The sequence below is a fragment of the Nostoc sp. ChiVER01 genome, assembly GCF_034531155.1.
In the GTDB taxonomy this organism is placed as follows: domain Bacteria; phylum Cyanobacteriota; class Cyanobacteriia; order Cyanobacteriales; family Nostocaceae; genus Nostoc.
The window spans coordinates 98040-115555 of the sequence record NZ_JAVRBS010000028.1; the positions used below are offsets into that span (position 1 = coordinate 98040).

Genomic DNA, 17516 nt, shown 5'->3' on the forward strand with positions numbered 1-17516 from the left:
AATATTTTTTTAACTAGTTTAATTTTGTCCTAAACGATAACCAATGCCATAAATATTTTCAATCAAGTTCTCTGAACTTCCAGATGCTTTAAGTTTATTCCGCAAATTGGTAATATGAGTTTTAATACTTCCTTCGCCCGAAGATTTATCAAAGTCCCACAGTTTGTCAAGAATTGCAGAACGAGTTACAACTAAATTGGGATTTTTCAAAAAATATTCTAATATCATATATTCTTTAGGAGTTAATGATATGATGTTTCCTGCATAAGTAACCTGTTGATTTGCTGGGTCTAGTTGCAAATCACCGTGGATTAAAATCTGGGGACGAATCTCTGGAGTTCTTCGAGCTAAAGCCCTGATGCGTGCTGCTAATTCTTTTAGTTCAAATGGCTTAACTAAGTAATCATCAGCACCAGCATCAAGTCCTATAATTTTATCGCCTGTTGTATCTCGTGCCGTCAGCATTAAAATCAAAACATTAGATGAAGTAGCGCGTAAACGCTTACATAAAGTAATTCCATCTAATTTAGGAAGCATTAAATCTAATAAAATTAACTCATATAATCCTGACTGCGACCATTCCCAGGCTGCAAAACCATCGGTTGTTATATCCACAATATGGTGTTGTCGTCTTAAAAACTCGGCTAATGGTTTAGCAATGCGATCATCATCTTCAACTATCAAAATTCTCATAATGCTCCACCTCTAAATTATTAGAGCTTGCCAACACCAAATCAGGATTATCTTACCTACAAGGGTAATCTTAAAATTTTTATCATATATTCTTAATTTGAACTTAATTCGATTTGATTAATGTTCCTATAAATTATTTATTGATCTTTGAACTCTCGGGATTTCTGCGGTTTAAAAGTAATTTATTTCATCACAGAGGCGCAGAGAATACAGAGATCAAAGCTATTCTTAACTATTAACTTTTTGATAAAGAGTGTTACGTTGTTGGTAAGGTCTTCCTAAAGAAGCGATCGCATTTTCCAAAGTTTCCACTTCCATACACGTACCACCCAAAGCACCTGCCATTGTGGTAATATGCTCCTCCATCAATGTGCCGCCGATATCATTACAACCCCAAAGTAAAGCTTCTGTTGCACCTGCAAGCCCCAGTTTTACCCAACTCTGCTGATGGTTAGGAATCCAATTACCTAAGTAAATCCGCGCTACAGCGCCTAGCAGCAGTGCATCACTCAAAACTGGTTGATCGCGTCCGACACGGCGACGTAAGGGTTTGGGTGCTTCTTGCCCAACGAAGGGTAATAAAATAAACTCTGTGATCTTTGCTGGATATCCCTGATTAATGGCGGTTTGTTGGAGCGATCGCAATTTTTCTAAATGCCCAATTTGCTGTTCGTGGGTTTCAATATGCCCAGATAACATGGTGCTGGTGGTATGCAAGCCTAATTTGTGAGCGGTGCTGACAATTTCTAGCCAAGTGGCTGTGTTGATTTTCTCTGGACATAATATCCGCCTTACTTCATCGTTTAACACCTCAGCTGCTGTTCCTGGCATTGAGCCAACACCAGCATCGCGCAAAGCAGCAATTACATCACCATACCCAAGTCCATCAAGTCTGGCAATAAATTCCACTTCTTGGGGAGAGAAAGCGTGAAGATGTATGTGGGGAAATTCCTGTTTGATGGTTTCTACAACCTTGAGATAATAGGGTAAAGATTTACCATTTATCTGCGCTTGTGGATTTAATCCCCCCTGCATACAGATTTCCGTCGCACCCCGTTGCACTGCATCTGCCGCTTTTTCTAAAATTTGCGCCGAATCTAACCAGTATGCACCAGCATCACCATCATCTCGACGAAAAGCACAAAAACTACAGTGTTGCTCACAAATATTGGTAAAGTTGATATTACGATTAATTACATAAGTAACCGTATCGCCTGCTTGAGTGTGGCGGAGTGTATCGGATGTATCACGTATCGCTGCGATCGCCTCCTCGTCAGTTTGTTGTAACAACACCACTCCCTCTTCGTGAGATAAGTCGTATCCCATCAAGGCACGGTCAAGAATTGTTTCAACAGTAATTTTTGTCAGCATTACTTTCTTAACTTCTGAGTAAATCTTAATTTTATGATCTTGTAAATAATAAAATTCTACTTAATAAATACACCAAGTTCTGGAGAATCCCAACCTCGGACATAAATTTTATCTTTAAAATTAATTTCTTGAGATTTCTTTTGTTTACTTTTTTTAGTTTCCATTGAAATAATCCCGCAAGGATCAAAATCTTTATAGGAATCCTCTTTTTCTAAAGTTGCCGAAATATTATTAACATTAATATGTTGAATTTTAAGTAATTTTTGATTATTTTCCTGCAAAAGTACCCATAAAGGGTATTCCCAAGGGTCATTTCCCATTGATAGCCCAATATTAGAGCATTTTTTGGAATTTAAAAACTCAACTGCTCCTGTGTAAGTACCTTTAAGGAATGGTCTATTACTAAAATACTGCTCAATTCTAGGGGTTTGGAATATATTGTTGCTATCAATAATAGGTCTGTACCTATTAAAAAACACCCACGGCAATGATGAGATTAGCAAAAATGTTACTATAACAATTGCTATTTTTTGCTGTTTAAGCTTAGATAACACTACACCTACAAAGGGAGACATTAGAACAAACAAAGGTAAATGCAGACGACTATTCCAGGCTTGCCATTTTAGCAAGTAGCAAAATATCAAAAATGTAGATACGGTAGCAATGAGATAAGTAAAAATATAACGGTCTTTACGGAGAGATTTTCGAGTTATAAAAATAATCATACATATCAATATTAGCGCTAGATGTAATAAATTACCAGCACTGTTTTCATTGCCAGTTATCCCAATTGTTGACCAACCTCCTGGTACAAAGAATGTCTGGGAAAAAGTTATCCGAGGATCGTTATAATCTACACCAATGAATGTATGTAAAAGTTGAATTAATCTGTTCGCTTTCCCATTCCAGAAACCAATCGGTGTTCCTATATGTAAAGCAATATTTCTCAGAATATTAGAAATGAGTATATTAACACCGAATATTTCATTACGATAGCCACCCGGTTCACCAAGTGGGGAAGCAAATAAATTATAATTGCGTAAATAGTGACTAATATTAAGCAACAAAGAGATACTGCCTACTATCAAAGCAGGCTTCCATGCTTGCCAGCGTAAGCGTTTAACCAGGTAGAAACCAAACCAAATTAAAAAGGGAAATACATAAAAATAAGCAGTTCCCTTGCTCAAAATGGCTAATCCTGTGCTAGTACCAATGTTGAATGAATTCGCCCAAATATCACTTTTTCCTGCTTGGATAGTTGATAGTAAGTAGTAAGCAAGGCAAACTACCCAAAATGCAACTACATAATCATTTTGAGTGCTTGAAGCTTGCAAGATTCCCATAGGAATTGTTGCAGTTACAACCGCAGAGAAAACTTGACCTCGTAAATCTGCTCCGAGTTTTTTTGCAATTAATGACACTCCGATAATACAGCCAATCATACTAAACCATTGAACTAAGTTAGCGAAGTAGTCACCACCACTGAGAATTTGAAAATGCAAAATCACGAACTCTGACCAAGGGTTTTGATACAACTGTGGAGTATAACTTGTTGGATAATGGGCAATGCTATGATTTTGTATCCAATGAGCAACACGGCTCATGTGATAGTCCATAGAATCCCAGTTATTGGGTGGCGCTATGATAGCAATTAATCCAACTGTCGCTACAATGAAACCTATGCCATATAACAATAAATTTATTGAAGGTTTAACTTTAACATTTTTGTTTATTTGAGGAGAATTTCTTAGCTCTGGATTCGGAATTATTTGGTGATTTATTTGGAAGTATATATAAATTAATACGATACATATCATTCCCCAAGTTCCCAATATCCAGCCAAAAGTAATTAATTTAAAAAGACTCAAAAATTCTGTGATTGCAGTGACTAAAATTCCCCAGTAAGTAATTGCTAATATCAGCGACTCACGCCAATCGATACATTTTTTATTAACTAACAAAAAAATAGTAATTAAGGAAATAACAGGCAAAAATATAAACATCAATAATATTACCCACTTTAAATCTAATTTCTGCTGTGGTAATTGTAATATGGGCTGAAGCCGCTTACTACCAGCTAATTTAATTAATTTTACATTGCGTAAGATACTTTGATTTATTGTTGCCTACTTAAGAGACTTCCAGTTTAAAAACATCCTATTTCCTGGGTGCAAAACCTTGCATCCCTAGAAATATAGAAATAATTTGGGATAATTTATTTTTTGCCAGTCTAAAAGTTAAGTAGGTAGGCGTAATTAAACATAAGATAAAACCTTATCCTCAATCCCTTTCCTTTGTAAGGAGAGGAATTGAGGATGAGATTTTGTATTTAATTTGACCCACTTACTTAATGCACATTGTTATATTGGCTGAAATTCTCACTAAAAGACTGATATAGGAATCGTATTTGATTTTTGAAATTATCTCCGTAGGCGGGGAGTGGGGAGTAGGGAGTAGGGAATAGGGAATTAGGCTTTTAATTTGTACCGAGCTTTTTCAGAAATCAAACATTAGTCCTATATTACTAACTTTCCCTTATTTGTGGTGTGCGTCGGTGCTGTATTAGCAATCCGATCGCCATACCAATGCCGACAAAGGCTGTAAAGTAGAATAAACCAATCAATCGGATATAAATTGGTGGTGCGATCGCTTCAACTTCAACTTCTTGTGCTACCTTCACTGGTGCAAATTGACGGCTAGATCCTGGTAGAGGAGTTGCTTCCACCTCGATTTTGTGGGGTGAACCATCAAAAAATTGCTCTAGCCATGTTAACTTCCCTTGTTCGTCAGGAATACCTTTGTAATCAAAGACTGTTAAATTATGTTCAAGGGCGATCGCTTTTACCTGTAACGCTACATCTTTGATAGGTTGTCCTGTTGCGCTATCTTTCACCTGTAGTGATAAGTTCGCAAGTTTTCCGACAGTTGCGTTTTTATCTCCCCCAAGGTTAATTTCCAACCCTTGAGATTTTTGAGATGATGGTGCGATTACTTCGGTACTATTTGAATGGTGTTCACTGCCATGAGCTTCGGCAACTTCTGCACTGATGTTGATAACTAATAGGGTTACTATAGCTACCACTGTCAATGCACTTAATAAAAGGCGGACTGACTGTGGTGCAATTTCTCCTTGTTGAAGTTCTTTTTGTCCGCCAATAACCCAACCACCCAACAATCCAAGTGATAGTAAGATAGCTGCAATAACAACAAAATATTTATATTTAATAGGATTTTCCCGGACATTCAGATTTAAAGTTTGCTGATATGGGGTAAAAGCATTTGCTACTAAAGGTGACACATTTACCAGCAGTTGGTAATTACCACGAATGGGTAACATCTGCTGAATTTCTAGCTTTCCATCAGGTGCAGTGGCATTCATTTGCAGCAATTTTGTTCCCTCAACAATGGGAAAATCTGTTGTTAACCAAGGATTCCGATTAGGCGTGAGAATTTGTAAGCTGATTTTGGTATTTTCTAATGGTTTACCCGCAGCATTAACAGCTTGTAACTTTAAGGTAACGGGAGATTGCGGCCTTTCTGCCTCTGCTTCAAAAGGGAGAATACGTTCTAAAGGTGGGTTGGTAGAAAGTAGTACTCTAGATGTAGAAATTTGGGAATTACCTACAAAGGAATAAAGAATTGATAAAGTGATGCAAACAGCGCTGATAACTCCAAAAAGCCGATATTTTTTCATAAAAACTTACGGTATATGTGAAACTCCTGTACTTTTGGCAACTGAAACTTAAATAAATAGCAGTTGATGAAGTCAAAGCCAAAAATTCAAATCAAAGAATTAGTTCTAAATTAGACACTATTTTCAATCCAGTTAAGGTTATGTAGAGATAGTAAATAAAGCATCTCTACATAACCTAAAAGTATATCCAAACAGAACACTGGCGTGAAATTTGCGCTATTTTAGCGTCATAATTGTGTTAGATGTCAAAGCATTGCTTCATCCTAAAAAATCTTGAAATTATGATAATTTAGTGACATGCAACGCCTAATGTGTGGTGACGCGTTGAGTGTGCTGTGTTATGAACCGCAGGATAGGTAGAGAACAACACAGTCCAGATAACTAAAGAAGATAGCAACATATAAAGCGTTACCTGCACAGGCTTGGATAAGGTAATACCTGCGGTCTTCTGCAATACTGAAATATGAGAAAAAGTAGTCATTTTTGACCTCCTATAATAAATTCGGGTAATTCATCAATCAAAGGGCATTATGCCGCTTGATTGCAAAAAGATATACGATCAACTTTGTTTTTGACAAGTGTGTATCAAATGTATTGGGTAAGTGGGCTTTAGTGAATACTATACTATCTTTTGAAGATTGACTCATCATGAGACAGAAATCTCCACATAAAGTCCATACAAATAACAAAAGAATGACACATGGATTTGAATGATGGCATTTTCAATGCTGATAACACGAAGGTAACAGATAAAAATTTAAAATTGGTCATGTTGCCAAGCATCCAAAAATTCCTTGAAATGCAATTGATATTATCTCTAAGCTAATTAAATACGCCACAGATTACTAAGAGACTTGATATTAAAGGTGCTATTATACTCATTGTTTGTACTTAAACCACTGCTGAAGCAATAAGCATATTAGGAATAGGCATAATAAAGTTAGTTTAATCTAAATATTATTTATACATAAATTAAACGTATAAATACTGTAAAAGTTAAAAATAATTGGCTACACTTTTCAGGGACTGATTCTAGCTTTATCTAGATTTAGCAACTTAACTAGCCATTTTGAAGCTCCATAAAATTATTGACAATAATTATTAATTCCTCTAATATCTAAAAGCAATTGCAAATCTTTTGCAATTCTTTTTTGGTGCTAACCGTAACGAAATGTCATGCCCAACAACTTCGCTCTAGGTAACGGAAAACCCTGGAGCCGCCGTCAATTATTGCAGTTAGGAGTAGCAGGTGCTGGATTAACTGGTGCAGCTGGACTTTGGCAGATGCTAAATCTACAAAGTAAGTCAATGGTCAAAGTGCCACCATTCAATATTGAAACACCAGACGACGTTACTAACCCGATGAGGATGTTAAGGGATTTTGATTACGGGACGGTAAAGCAAGAAAATGGACGAACTATCCGGGAATTTCAGTTAACTGCGGGTACTTCCATCATTCAACTTAATAGTGCTGTCTCTTACAATATCTGGGATTTAAACGGACGTATACCAGGGCCAACGCTACGGGCAAAACAAGGCGATCGCATCCGGGTACTATTTCTCAACAATGCGGGACATTCTCACTCTTTGCATTTTCATGGAGTTCATCCGGCAGAAATGGATGGTATTCGCCCAATCAGCAATGGTAGTGCCACAATTTATGAATTTGATGCTGAACCTTATGGCGTTCACTTATACCACTGCCATATTGAACCAGTCACCCGCCACATCGCCAAGGGATTGTACGGAATGTTCATCATCGATCCACCTACTGCCCGTTCCCCGGCTGATGAGATGGTATTAGTGATGGGTGGGTATGACGTGAATGATGATAGCCATAATGATTATTACGCCTTCAACGGTCTGCCCCACTATTTCATGCATAACCCGATTCGCATTTACAAAGATCAGTTGATTCGGCTGTATGTTCTCAACATCATTGAATACGATCCGGCGGTGACGTTTCATCTCCACGCCAATTTCTTTGATGTCTATCGCTATGGCATGAGTATGACTCCTAGCGAGAAAAGTGATGTGATTACGATGGGTGTCGCAGAAAGGCACATCTTGGAATTTGCTTTTCGCTACCCAGGTAAGTATATGTTCCATCCCCATCAGGATGCGATCGCAGAAAACGGTTGCATGGGTCAATTTGAAGTACTTGCTGAGAGTAACTCTCAAAATTCTGTTAAAAAATCTTGACAATATTATTAGCAGTTAGTAATTAACTTATAAAATTTTTAGATAAATAGTTGATAAAAAATCTCATTATATGAGACAGTAAAATCTATGACAATGTGTCAAACAAACTAGCTTCTAGTAATAGTTTGAAATGTTTCAATTAATACCTTTTTTAGTTGTGCGAGGAGCAAAGATGATAAAAGTTCGTTATATCTGTTTAGCAGCAGCAGCAGCAGTAATAGTTACCTTAAGTTCCTGTAGTAGTACACCAACCGCAGAAAATCCCTCAGCACCAGTTGCTAGCCCAGCTACAGAAGCAGTAAGTAGTAACAGTCATAGTGGCCACGCTAGCAAAGAGAAAATTAATATTAATACTGCTATATTGTCCGAATTAGATAAATTTGAAGCCAAACTAGGTGTTCCGGCTTTATCGAATAAAATCCAGGCAAGTCGTCCTTATGGTAGCCCAGAAGATTTAGTTACTAAAAAAGTAATTACTCAAGAACAGTTCGACCAAATTAAAGACCAAGTTGGTGTTCAAGAAGTGGCACTTACGGGTGAGGCAAAAGATGTTGACTATATGTCTAAATTAGGCTTAATGAAAGGGCATCTTTTAGTAGCACGAGAACTGTTGGATCAAAATCAGCCGAAGCAGGCAGAACCTCATATAGGACATCCAGTTGAAGAGATTTACGTTGATGTAGAAGATCAACTTAATGAGCGCAAAGTCAAAGAATTTAAGACAACATTAGTAAGTTTACAAGACTTAGTAAAATCTAGTCCGAAAGATAGCAAAGTTAAAACTAATTTTGCCTCTTCAGTGCAAGCAGTTGATGGAGCGATCGCAGCTTTGCCAGAATCTCAACGCTCAAAACCAGGATTTGTGCTACAGGTAATTAACGAATTGCTAGATTCAGCTAACTCCGAGTATGGCGCTGCGATCGCAAATGGTAAAATAACCGCACCAATTGAGTATCAAGACTCCCGTGGTTTTGTATTTTACGCCAATGAATTATACAAAGGGATTTCTAGTCAAGTAGCTCAAGCAGATCCCGAAGCACACAAAGCGATCGATACTAGTTTCGCTGAACTCATAAAAGTTTGGCCTTCTGCTATCCCACCAGCAAAAGCAGTCAAAACTTCTAGTGATGTTACCAAGGTAGTGAAAACCATTGAGGAAAACTCCCAAAAAGTGGTTGATAAATCCAATACCCAAGCACAGAGATAACACTTTCTTTTAATGGGAAGTATATGGTAAGGAGTTTAAAATAGTTAAGAGAGACGCGATTAATCGTGTCTGTACAAGAGTTAGGAGTTATGAATCCCAAACTGTTAACTCCTAACTCCTCACTTCTAACTCCTAACTCCTAACTCATTACGCTCCATTCGTTACTTGAATTAACAACTGATGCAAGAACTTGACCAAAAAAAGACCATTGACCTGCTGAACGCCATCATGGAATTTGAACTAGCAGGGGTAGTACGCTATACACATTATTCTTTGATGGTGACTGGCCCTAATCGTATTCCAATTGTGGCTTTTTTCAAAGCACAGGCAAGTGAATCTTTACTTCATGCCGAACAAGTGGGAGAAATTCTTACCGGTTTAGATGGGCATCCCTCCCTGAAAATTGCTCCAATGGAAGAAACCTATCAGCATAAAGTCAAGGATATCTTAGAAGAAAGCTTATCCCACGAAAAAAAGGCATTGGATCTGTATAAAAATCTGCTCGATACTGTTACCAATGCCAGCATTTATCTTGAAGAATTCGCTCGCGGTATGATTGGGCAAGAAGAGATGCATAATCTCGAACTCAAAAAGATGCTACGCGATTTTGGTTAATAGTCATTAGTCCTTAGTCATTAGTCATTAGTTAAATTAAAATGACAAATGACTAATGACAAAGGACAAAAAACGAAGGATAAAAGATGGATTTTAGTACTGCTCTACCTACTTTTGTAATAACGCTCCGAGAAGGAGTAGAAGCTGCCCTTGTTGTTGGCATTGTGCTAGCTTTGCTGAAAAAAGCTAAACAATCTCGGCTCAACTCTTGGGTATATGCTGGTATCGGCGTTGGTATTGTCGTCAGTGCCTTAATAGGCGTGCTATTCAGTTGGATAATTCAAATACTGGGAGCAGCGAATCCTCAATACACCACCGTAGTTGAGCCAGCGTTAGAGGGTGTGTTTAGTGTGTTAGCGATCGCAATGCTCAGTTGGATGCTAATCTGGATGACTAAACAAGCCAGATTCATGAAAGCTACAGTTGAAGGAGCAGTAACAGAAGCGCTCACACAAAACTCAAATGCTGGTTGGGGTGTTTTTACTTTAATTTTAATTGCTGTTGTCCGCGAAGGCTTTGAGACTGTTCTGTTCGTTGCTGCTAATTTCCAACAGGGATTAATGCCAGCATTGGGTGCTATTGGTGGTTTGGTAGCGGCATCCGCCATTGGGGTGCTGTTATTTAAAGGTGGTGTCAAAATTAACATCCGTCAGTTTTTCCAGGTAATGGGCGTTTTATTAGTATTAATTGTCGCTGGGTTAGTAGTTTCAGCCTTAAAACATTTTGACGAAGCAGTGGCTAACCTTGCCCTTAGCAGTCGCGCCACAGAAGGACTTTGTTTCTATTACGAACGTTTTACAAAAATCCACTCCTGTATTTTGGGGCCAATGGTTTCAAATACTTCCACAATCTTGCCTGACGAACAGTTTCCTGGCATTATTCTCAAATCTTTATTTGGTTATAGAGATAATCTCTATCTTGTGCAAGCAGTGGGATATGTGGCATTTTTACTCACCATTGGAGGACTGTATTTCCGCAGCCTTGGAGGTGCTTTTCCTAAAGTTAAAAAAAATATTCCCTTTGGTCAAAAACCAATTAGTTCTGCAAAAGATTAAAAGCATAGTCAATTACCTTGTTCCCAGTCTATCTATGACTGGGAATTACCTTAGCGAGCGGTATTTGTCAGCAACACAAACCAACTAAAGCTTCCCTAAAGCGGATTAGGTAATGAGCAAAACTTTTATATTAAATTCCTTACTATTGCTTTCTCAAATACCCAATCCAGAAGCAAAATTTTTAGATTTAAAAAATAAATTAGAAAAAAAAGGGTTTCAGGTAATCATTGCACTACCACCAAAGCGAGGAGCTTATGGGTTACTGAGAGAAGCTGACAAAAAAATTTGGATTAATCCCGTAGTGTTTGAGTTAAATATTGGAACTCAAACATTAATCCATGAAACTGTTCATGCAGCGCAGGTATGTGCCGGAAAAGGAAAAATCAAAACTTTAGGCTTAGACATTCAACCAATCAATTATTCTAAACCATTTTTTAAACGTTATACCGATATTAAACGACAAGATTTAGAAAAAGAAGCCTATGCAGTACAAACTCAACCTAATAGTTTTGAATTAGCTGTATCTCTTCTTCAACAACACTGTAAATAGCTAGTTTTTAGAGTTGTTGATAAGGTCGAAACCGTCTTTATCTAACTACTTTGTAATAAAAAGTGTTGAGTGTTGCCGAGTGAAAATATTGAGTGCAAGGAATGCTTGAAAAATAAATTTGTTAATAATTATTTAGCACAAAATAACGGCAAAACTGATATTAATTTTGAATTAATCATAGTAATTGTCGAATTTATTTTGTCTTACTTATCGGGTACAGGTATTTGTAAGACGAGCTAAGTGCCCTGTGATGCAAACAATGCTTGCTTAAGCTGCTGACAAGCCTTTTCAATTGCATCTATACTACCCGGATTTACTAGACCATAATAATCAAACACATAGACTCGGTTATTTTTTGTTGCTTGCAGTTGTTGCCAAAAGGCTTCCTTTTTCAGTGAATCTAAAAGCGCTACTTCTGAATTCCCTTGTGGGGGATTAACCAAAATTATTACCTCTGGATTTGCTTCTAAAACCTTCTCAGCCGAAAGCGTTACATAGCCACCAACAGGACTTTTCCCTTGTAAATCTGCTGCTATATTTTTCGCTTGGAATTTCGCCAGCAAATCCCCTGCCCAACTATTTTTATTTGGCGCTAAAATTGGTTGACGACTAACTAGTGCTAGAGTAGAAAAACCCTGAGTTGGCTTTTCTGGCAAGAAAGTTTTGTAACGATTTAACAAAGGCTGAGGATCAGCATCAATTGATTTAGCAAGTGTTTTAGTAAGTTCTTCTAGAGATTCCCAATTATTCACCTTAGTGAGAAAAGTCGGAATTCCTAGCTGCTGAAGTTTTTGAATTGGGATGTTAGAAAAACCTTCTGCACCAATAACTAAATCTGGTTTAAGTGCTACCACTTTTTCTAAATTTGGCGGACTTTGCCCTTCACTAACACGGGGAATATCCTTAAATCTTGAGTTATCCTTAAATAATTTACTACCAGTAATGCCAACAATTTTTGTTTGATTGAGTCGAGAGATAATATCAGCAGAAAGAGAAGAAAGAGCAACAACTCTTCTTGCTGATCCTTTTGGTAATTGCTGAGAATTTGTGTTTATCGTCTCCGTAGTGCTTGTGATTTTTGTTTGTGGCTGCTGAGTGGTTGCAGTCGTGCAAGCAACTAAAAATATACTCATCAAAAGTGCTAAAGCAGATAAAAGCCAACGACGATGCATATTAAAATTCCTTTTGGGGTAAGAATAGCATAAGCAGATTTTTACTCACGAAGGCACAAGCAGAATCTATCTAATAACAGACTAAGCTTGGTGTATCTTCAGATGTTTTATACTTCCCTATATGTATTTATGTCTTTATCAAAAAATTCAGCAACACAAACAAGCCTTTGGTAGTCTTAAAAAAATAGGTTTAAAATCCCTGCCATTTAAATGTATTATTTTATACATATAACCCACAATTATCTGAATTGGGGTCGATGATTATTGTGTCCATCTACTGCTAGATATGTCAAACCATCCCTTGAACGTTGCAAGATCAACATTATTTTGGCGGCGTCTATTCGCTATTGTTTTCACTAGTAGTTCGTTGCTCCCCAACTTTGGAAGCGAACCAGCAAGGGCACAAGTAACCCAGTATTGCCAATTATCATCAACGGCGGCACAAGAAAAAGAAAACTTACGTTTGTCAGCCCTCAAAGGCAAACCAGATGCCAAAACCCGCTATCAAAACATTATAAAAAAACAGGCACAGGAATTACAGGAGTGCCGCACTAGGACTTGGCCGCAAGTCCAAGCCATTTGGTTGCGCTTGTACCCTTGTGACATTCAGCCAGGAATAATTGATCAGGTTATGGATCGGATTGTTAACCGTGGCTATAACCAAGTTTATTTAGAAGTCTTTTACGACGGGCAGGCATTATTGCCAGCAAAAGCTAACCCGACGGTTTGGCCTTCTGTAATTCGCACTCCGGGAGCAGAAAACACCGATTTACTCGCCACAGCAATTCAAAAAGGTCGGCAACGCGGTTTAAAAGTTTACGCTTGGATGTTTACTGCCAATTTCGGCTATACTTACGCCCAGCGCCCAGATAGAGAAAGTGCGATCGCTCGTAATGGCAAAGGTCAAACGAGCCTATATGTGGTAGACAATGGCTCTCAAGTATTTATCGACCCCTACAACTTACAAGCAAAACGCGACTACTTCCAATTAGTAAAAGAAATTTTGCGCCGTCGCCCAGATGGCTTGCTATTAGACTATGTGCGCTATCCCCGCCAAGCAGGAAGTGATTCCATCGCCACCAAAGTTTCAGATTTATGGCTATTTAGTCCCGCAACCCAAGAAGCTTTATTTAAACGGGCACTCAATTACAAAGGACTGGAATTGATTCGGCGCTTTTTGAGTAAGGGATTCGTCGGCGCTGGAGATATAGCGGAAGTTGATAAACTTTATCCTCAAGAAGGCGAACCTCTGTGGCAAGGACGCATTCCTCCATTAGGGCAAAAGTCAATCCTGTCTGCAACCGATAGACAGCCGCTTTTACAATGGGAATTATGGCAGCTTGCTGTTGCCCACGCTATGCAAGGAATTTTAGATTTTGTCACCATAGCCAGTTATCCAGCAAAGCAGCAAGGTATTCCTACAGGGGTGGTGTTTTTCCCTGATGGCAACCAAACTGTAGGGCAAGGTTATGATTCCCGTTTGCAACCTTGGGATCGTTTCCCCACTTCATTGCAGTGGCATCCTATGGCTTATGGGAATTGCGGTAATGCCAGTTGTATTGTGGCGCAAGTGCAACGAGTTTTGAGTATGGCAAAACCAGGTACGCAGATAATCCCAGCCTTAGCAGGCAAATGGGGAGAATCCGTTAGCAATCGTCCATCGCTAGAAGCGCAAATGGAGGCACTTCGCAAATTTTCACCTCAACTGAAGGGAGTTAGCCATTTTGCCTATTCTTGGCAATATCCTGAGAGTGATAACGATCGCAAATTTTGTCGCATTCGGTAAACAGCAGATACTAAATATACACATCGTAAGACTTCTAAAAAACTTTTTAGTTTACTGATTGTCAAATTCATGCTGTCAGTAATAAATTACACGTTTTGTGATAATCTAAGAGGATATTTGAAAAGTCGCAGAAAGTGTATTTTTGCCGTTTTGATCTGGGTTAGATGCTAGGAAAAATAAGTTTTTTAGCCATGTACTGAGATGCTTTACTGTGCTAAATATGAGAGCAAAAGACCATTTCCAAATATTATCTAAACGTAGAATATACCTGTAGCTGTTACAAATTATTGAGGATTAACTATGGAACCTGTTTCTATGATTATTACGGCTTTAGGTGCTGGTGCGATCGCTGCTACTAAAGATACCGCAGGAACAGCCGTTAAAGATGCCTATCAGGGATTGAAAACCTTGATTAAGAAGAGATTTGAAAGTGAACCAAAAGCACAAATGGTTCTGGAAGAACACGAAACAGACCCTGAAACCTATGAAGCACCACTTAAAAAGAAATTAGCGGAAGCTGGTGCTGATCAAGATGCAGAAATTATTAAGTTAGCGCAGGAGTTGCTGAAACAGTTAAAACCTGAAGAGTCAGCAGCAGGTAAGTATAACACAGTATTTCAAGGAGAAGTGAAGGGGATTCAGGTGGGCGATCGCAACACACAAGAAAATAAATTTGGTTAGAAGCCACTGGAGTATCTAGATGGCTGAAGAGAGTTCCAAATACCACTCAACTTTTCAAAATGAAGTTAAAGGTGCTGTAGTTGGTGAAGGAAACATTATCTACAACTACTTCTACTCTAGGGAAGAGGTAAAATCTGTTGATTCTGCGATCGCTGTTGATGAATATCTCCTTTGTCCTTATCAGGGTTTGTTTCATTTTGGCCCCAAGGATGCTGAGTTTTTCTTTGGGCGGGAAATATTTATAGAAGAACTTTATATTACAACTAAAACCCGTAATTTTATACCCGTGCTGGGTGCGTCGGGAAGCGGTAAATCTTCGGTGGTATTAGCTGGATTAGTTCCTAAGTTAGAAAAAGAGGGTCATTGGCAGTTTACTCACTTTCGTCCTGGTTCTGATCCTTTCCATGCGATCGCTTTAGCTCTTGTCCCTCTTTATACACCCAACTTAAATGAAACTAAACAAATTATCCAAGCGCGAGAGTTAGCTGATTATTTGCAAAAAGGCTCTATTCCTCTCTCGGACGTTTTTGCTAAAATTCGGCAAAATCACCCTGATCATCGAGTCCTACTAATTGCTGACCAATTTGAAGAAATTTACACACTCTGTAATGATCAGGAAATTCGCCGTAAATTTCTCGATTGCTTATTAGCCAGTCTAAAAACTCCTATTTCTCTGTCTTCATCCGCTACCGTGTTGATAGCAACGATGCGGGCAGATTTTTTGGGAAATGCTCTCTCCTATCGTCCCTTTGCTGATGTCTTGCAAAATGCTGATGTGAAACTGGGGCCAATGAATCGGGAGGAACTAAAAGAAGTTATTGAAAAACCTGCCCAAAAATTAGAGGTGACATTTGCAGACGGACTGGTAGAACGCATTCTCAATGATGTGGAAGACCAACCTGGAAATTTACCTTTGTTAGAGTTTGCATTAACAGAGTTGTGGAACAAGCGAACGGGTAAACAATTAACTCACAAAATCTATGAAGAAATTGGTCAAGTAGAAGGTGCATTAGCTCGCCATGCTGATGAGAAATATGGCAACTTGACAGATGATGAGAAGGAAAAAGTCCGGCGGATTTTTATTCAATTGGTGCGTCCGGGTGAGGGAGCAGAAGATACCCGACGCGTGGCCATGAAAGCGGAATTAGGGGAGCAAAGCTGGTCTTTGGTAAAACAATTAGCTGATGCTCGGTTGGTGGTGACAAGTCGCAATCTTAGCGGTCAAGAAACGGTCGAAGTAGTCCATGAAACTCTGATTCGTAATTGGGGAGAACTGCGCGAATGGATGAATACAAACCGCGTTTTTAGAGCTTGGCAAGAACGACTGCGGTCAGCGAAGGGACAATGGGAAGCAACGAAGCAAGATTCTGGGTCATTATTGCGTGGTGCGGCTTTGGCGGAAGCAGAAGAAAGACTGAAGGAACGCCCAGAAGACTTGATTGATGAGAAAGAATTTATTGAGCAGAGTATCCAAGAACGCGATCGCATCAGGAAGAATGGAATCAGAGCTATGTGGGGAATTGTGGTAAGTTCCCTGGTGGCAGTGGTAGTTAGCAGTGGATTGGGTTTAATGGCTTGGCAAAAGACAAAAGAAGCGGAACTCAATCTTGCAGATTCTCTCGGTTCTTCTTCCTTGTCTCTACTCGATAGAAGAAAAGAGTTGGATGCTTTTGTCAAAGCAATTAAAGCAGGAAAAATCCTGCAAAACCAGCACGTATACAACTCAGTGGTGATGAATGCCTTGCAAAAAGCTCTTAATGAAAGCAGCGAACGCAATCGCTTGCAAGGGCATGATAGGGATGTCTGGAGCGTGAGTTTTAGCCCCGACGGCAAGACTTTGGCTTCTGCCAGTGCTGACAAGACAATCAAACTGTGGAATCTAGAGACAGGGAAGGAAATCCTCACCCTGACTGGTCATGATAACAATGTCAGAAGCGTGAGTTTTAGCCCCGACGGCAAGACTTTGGCTTCTGGCAGTGATGACAAGACAATCAAACTGTGGAATCTAGAGACAGGGATGGAAATCCGCACCCTGACTGGGCATGATGACTGGGTCTCTAACGTGAGTTTTAGCCGCGACGGCAAGACTTTGGCTTCTGGCAGTGGTGACAACACCATCAAACTGTGGAATCTAGATACAGGAAAGAAAATCCGCACCCTGACTGGGCATGATAACAATGTCTCTAGCGTGAGTTTTAGCCCCGACGGCAAGACTTTGGCTTCTGGCAGTGATGACAAGACAATCAAACTGTGGAATCTAGAGACAGGGAAGGAAATCCGCACCCTCTCTGGGCATGATAGCTATGTCAATAGCGTGAGTTTTAGCCGCGACGGCAAGACTTTGGCTTCTGGCAGTGCTGACAAGACAATCAAACTGTGGAATCTAGAGACAGGGAAGGAAATCCGCATCCTGACTGGGCATGATAACAGTGTCTATAGCGTGAGTTTTAGCCGCGACGGCAAGACTTTGGCTTCTGGCAGTGCTGACAA

General features: G+C 39.2%; 14 protein-coding genes. 8 read left to right on the forward strand and 6 right to left on the reverse strand.

All coding sequences use genetic code 11. From position 1 onward, the window contains the following. Nucleotides 1–18: 18 nt before the first annotated feature. The 5 genes from RMY00_RS28365 to RMY00_RS28385 form a co-directional block, all read right to left on the reverse strand. Nucleotides 19–693: a response regulator transcription factor gene (locus RMY00_RS28365; protein ID WP_322650736.1), complete on the reverse strand. Its 675-nt coding sequence runs from the start codon at nucleotides 691–693 to the stop codon at nucleotides 19–21. A gap of 228 nt (nucleotides 694–921) precedes the next feature. Beyond that, the gene (gene cofH, locus RMY00_RS28370) at nucleotides 922–2064 is read right to left on the reverse strand and encodes a 7,8-didemethyl-8-hydroxy-5-deazariboflavin synthase subunit CofH (protein WP_416212108.1); all 1143 of its coding nucleotides are present in this window, start codon (nucleotides 2062–2064) and stop codon (nucleotides 922–924) included. 56 nt (nucleotides 2065–2120) lie between these two features. Then, the gene (locus RMY00_RS28375) at nucleotides 2121–4067 is read right to left on the reverse strand and encodes an ArnT family glycosyltransferase (protein ID WP_322650737.1); all 1947 of its coding nucleotides are present in this window, start codon (nucleotides 4065–4067) and stop codon (nucleotides 2121–2123) included. 521 nt (nucleotides 4068–4588) lie between these two features. Next, nucleotides 4589–5758, reverse strand: a complete 1170-nt coding sequence (locus RMY00_RS28380) for a hypothetical protein (RefSeq protein WP_322650738.1) — start codon at nucleotides 5756–5758, stop codon at nucleotides 4589–4591. A 289-nt stretch (nucleotides 5759–6047) separates the two neighbouring features. After that, nucleotides 6048–6239, reverse strand: coding sequence for a CbtB domain-containing protein (locus tag RMY00_RS28385; RefSeq protein WP_322650739.1), 192 nt, complete (start codon nucleotides 6237–6239; stop codon nucleotides 6048–6050). Nucleotides 6240–6934: 695 nt separating this feature from the next. On the opposite strand from RMY00_RS28385, the gene RMY00_RS28390 reads away from it, so the two are divergent. The 5 genes from RMY00_RS28390 (at nucleotide 6935) to RMY00_RS28410 (ending at nucleotide 11387) form a co-directional block, all read left to right on the forward strand. After that, the gene (locus RMY00_RS28390; RefSeq protein WP_322650740.1) at nucleotides 6935–7960 is read left to right on the forward strand and encodes a multicopper oxidase domain-containing protein; all 1026 of its coding nucleotides are present in this window, start codon (nucleotides 6935–6937) and stop codon (nucleotides 7958–7960) included. 172 nt (nucleotides 7961–8132) lie between these two features. Then, nucleotides 8133–9167: a helix-hairpin-helix domain-containing protein gene (locus RMY00_RS28395; RefSeq protein WP_322650741.1), complete on the forward strand. Its 1035-nt coding sequence runs from the start codon at nucleotides 8133–8135 to the stop codon at nucleotides 9165–9167. A gap of 180 nt (nucleotides 9168–9347) precedes the next feature. Then, the gene (locus RMY00_RS28400) at nucleotides 9348–9782 is read left to right on the forward strand and encodes a ferritin-like domain-containing protein (protein ID WP_322650742.1); all 435 of its coding nucleotides are present in this window, start codon (nucleotides 9348–9350) and stop codon (nucleotides 9780–9782) included. Between the two features lie 86 nt (nucleotides 9783–9868). Next, the gene (locus tag RMY00_RS28405; RefSeq protein WP_322650743.1) at nucleotides 9869–10837 is read left to right on the forward strand and encodes an FTR1 family protein; all 969 of its coding nucleotides are present in this window, start codon (nucleotides 9869–9871) and stop codon (nucleotides 10835–10837) included. Nucleotides 10838–10949: 112 nt separating this feature from the next. Beyond that, on the forward strand, nucleotides 10950–11387 hold the full coding sequence (locus RMY00_RS28410) for a hypothetical protein (protein WP_322650744.1): 438 nt from the start codon (nucleotides 10950–10952) through the stop codon (nucleotides 11385–11387). A 236-nt stretch (nucleotides 11388–11623) separates the two neighbouring features. Here the strand turns inward: RMY00_RS28410 and RMY00_RS28415 are convergent, their stop codons facing one another. Continuing rightward, nucleotides 11624–12559, reverse strand: a complete 936-nt coding sequence (locus RMY00_RS28415) for an ABC transporter substrate-binding protein (RefSeq protein WP_322650745.1) — start codon at nucleotides 12557–12559, stop codon at nucleotides 11624–11626. A 286-nt stretch (nucleotides 12560–12845) separates the two neighbouring features. Between RMY00_RS28415 and RMY00_RS28420 the strand changes: the two genes are divergently transcribed. From RMY00_RS28420 to RMY00_RS28430, 3 genes are all read left to right on the forward strand, one after another. After that, nucleotides 12846–14345 carry a family 10 glycosylhydrolase gene (locus tag RMY00_RS28420; RefSeq protein WP_322650746.1) on the forward strand — a complete coding sequence of 500 codons (1500 nt, stop codon included), beginning with the start codon at nucleotides 12846–12848 and terminating at the stop codon, nucleotides 14343–14345. A 300-nt stretch (nucleotides 14346–14645) separates the two neighbouring features. Next, complete coding sequence (locus RMY00_RS28425) at nucleotides 14646–15026, forward strand: hypothetical protein (RefSeq protein WP_322650747.1); 381 nt, start codon at nucleotides 14646–14648, stop codon at nucleotides 15024–15026. Between the two features lie 19 nt (nucleotides 15027–15045). Beyond that, a partial coding sequence (locus RMY00_RS28430) for a WD40 repeat domain-containing protein (RefSeq protein WP_322650748.1) occupies nucleotides 15046–17516 on the forward strand: 2471 nt, incomplete at its 3' end.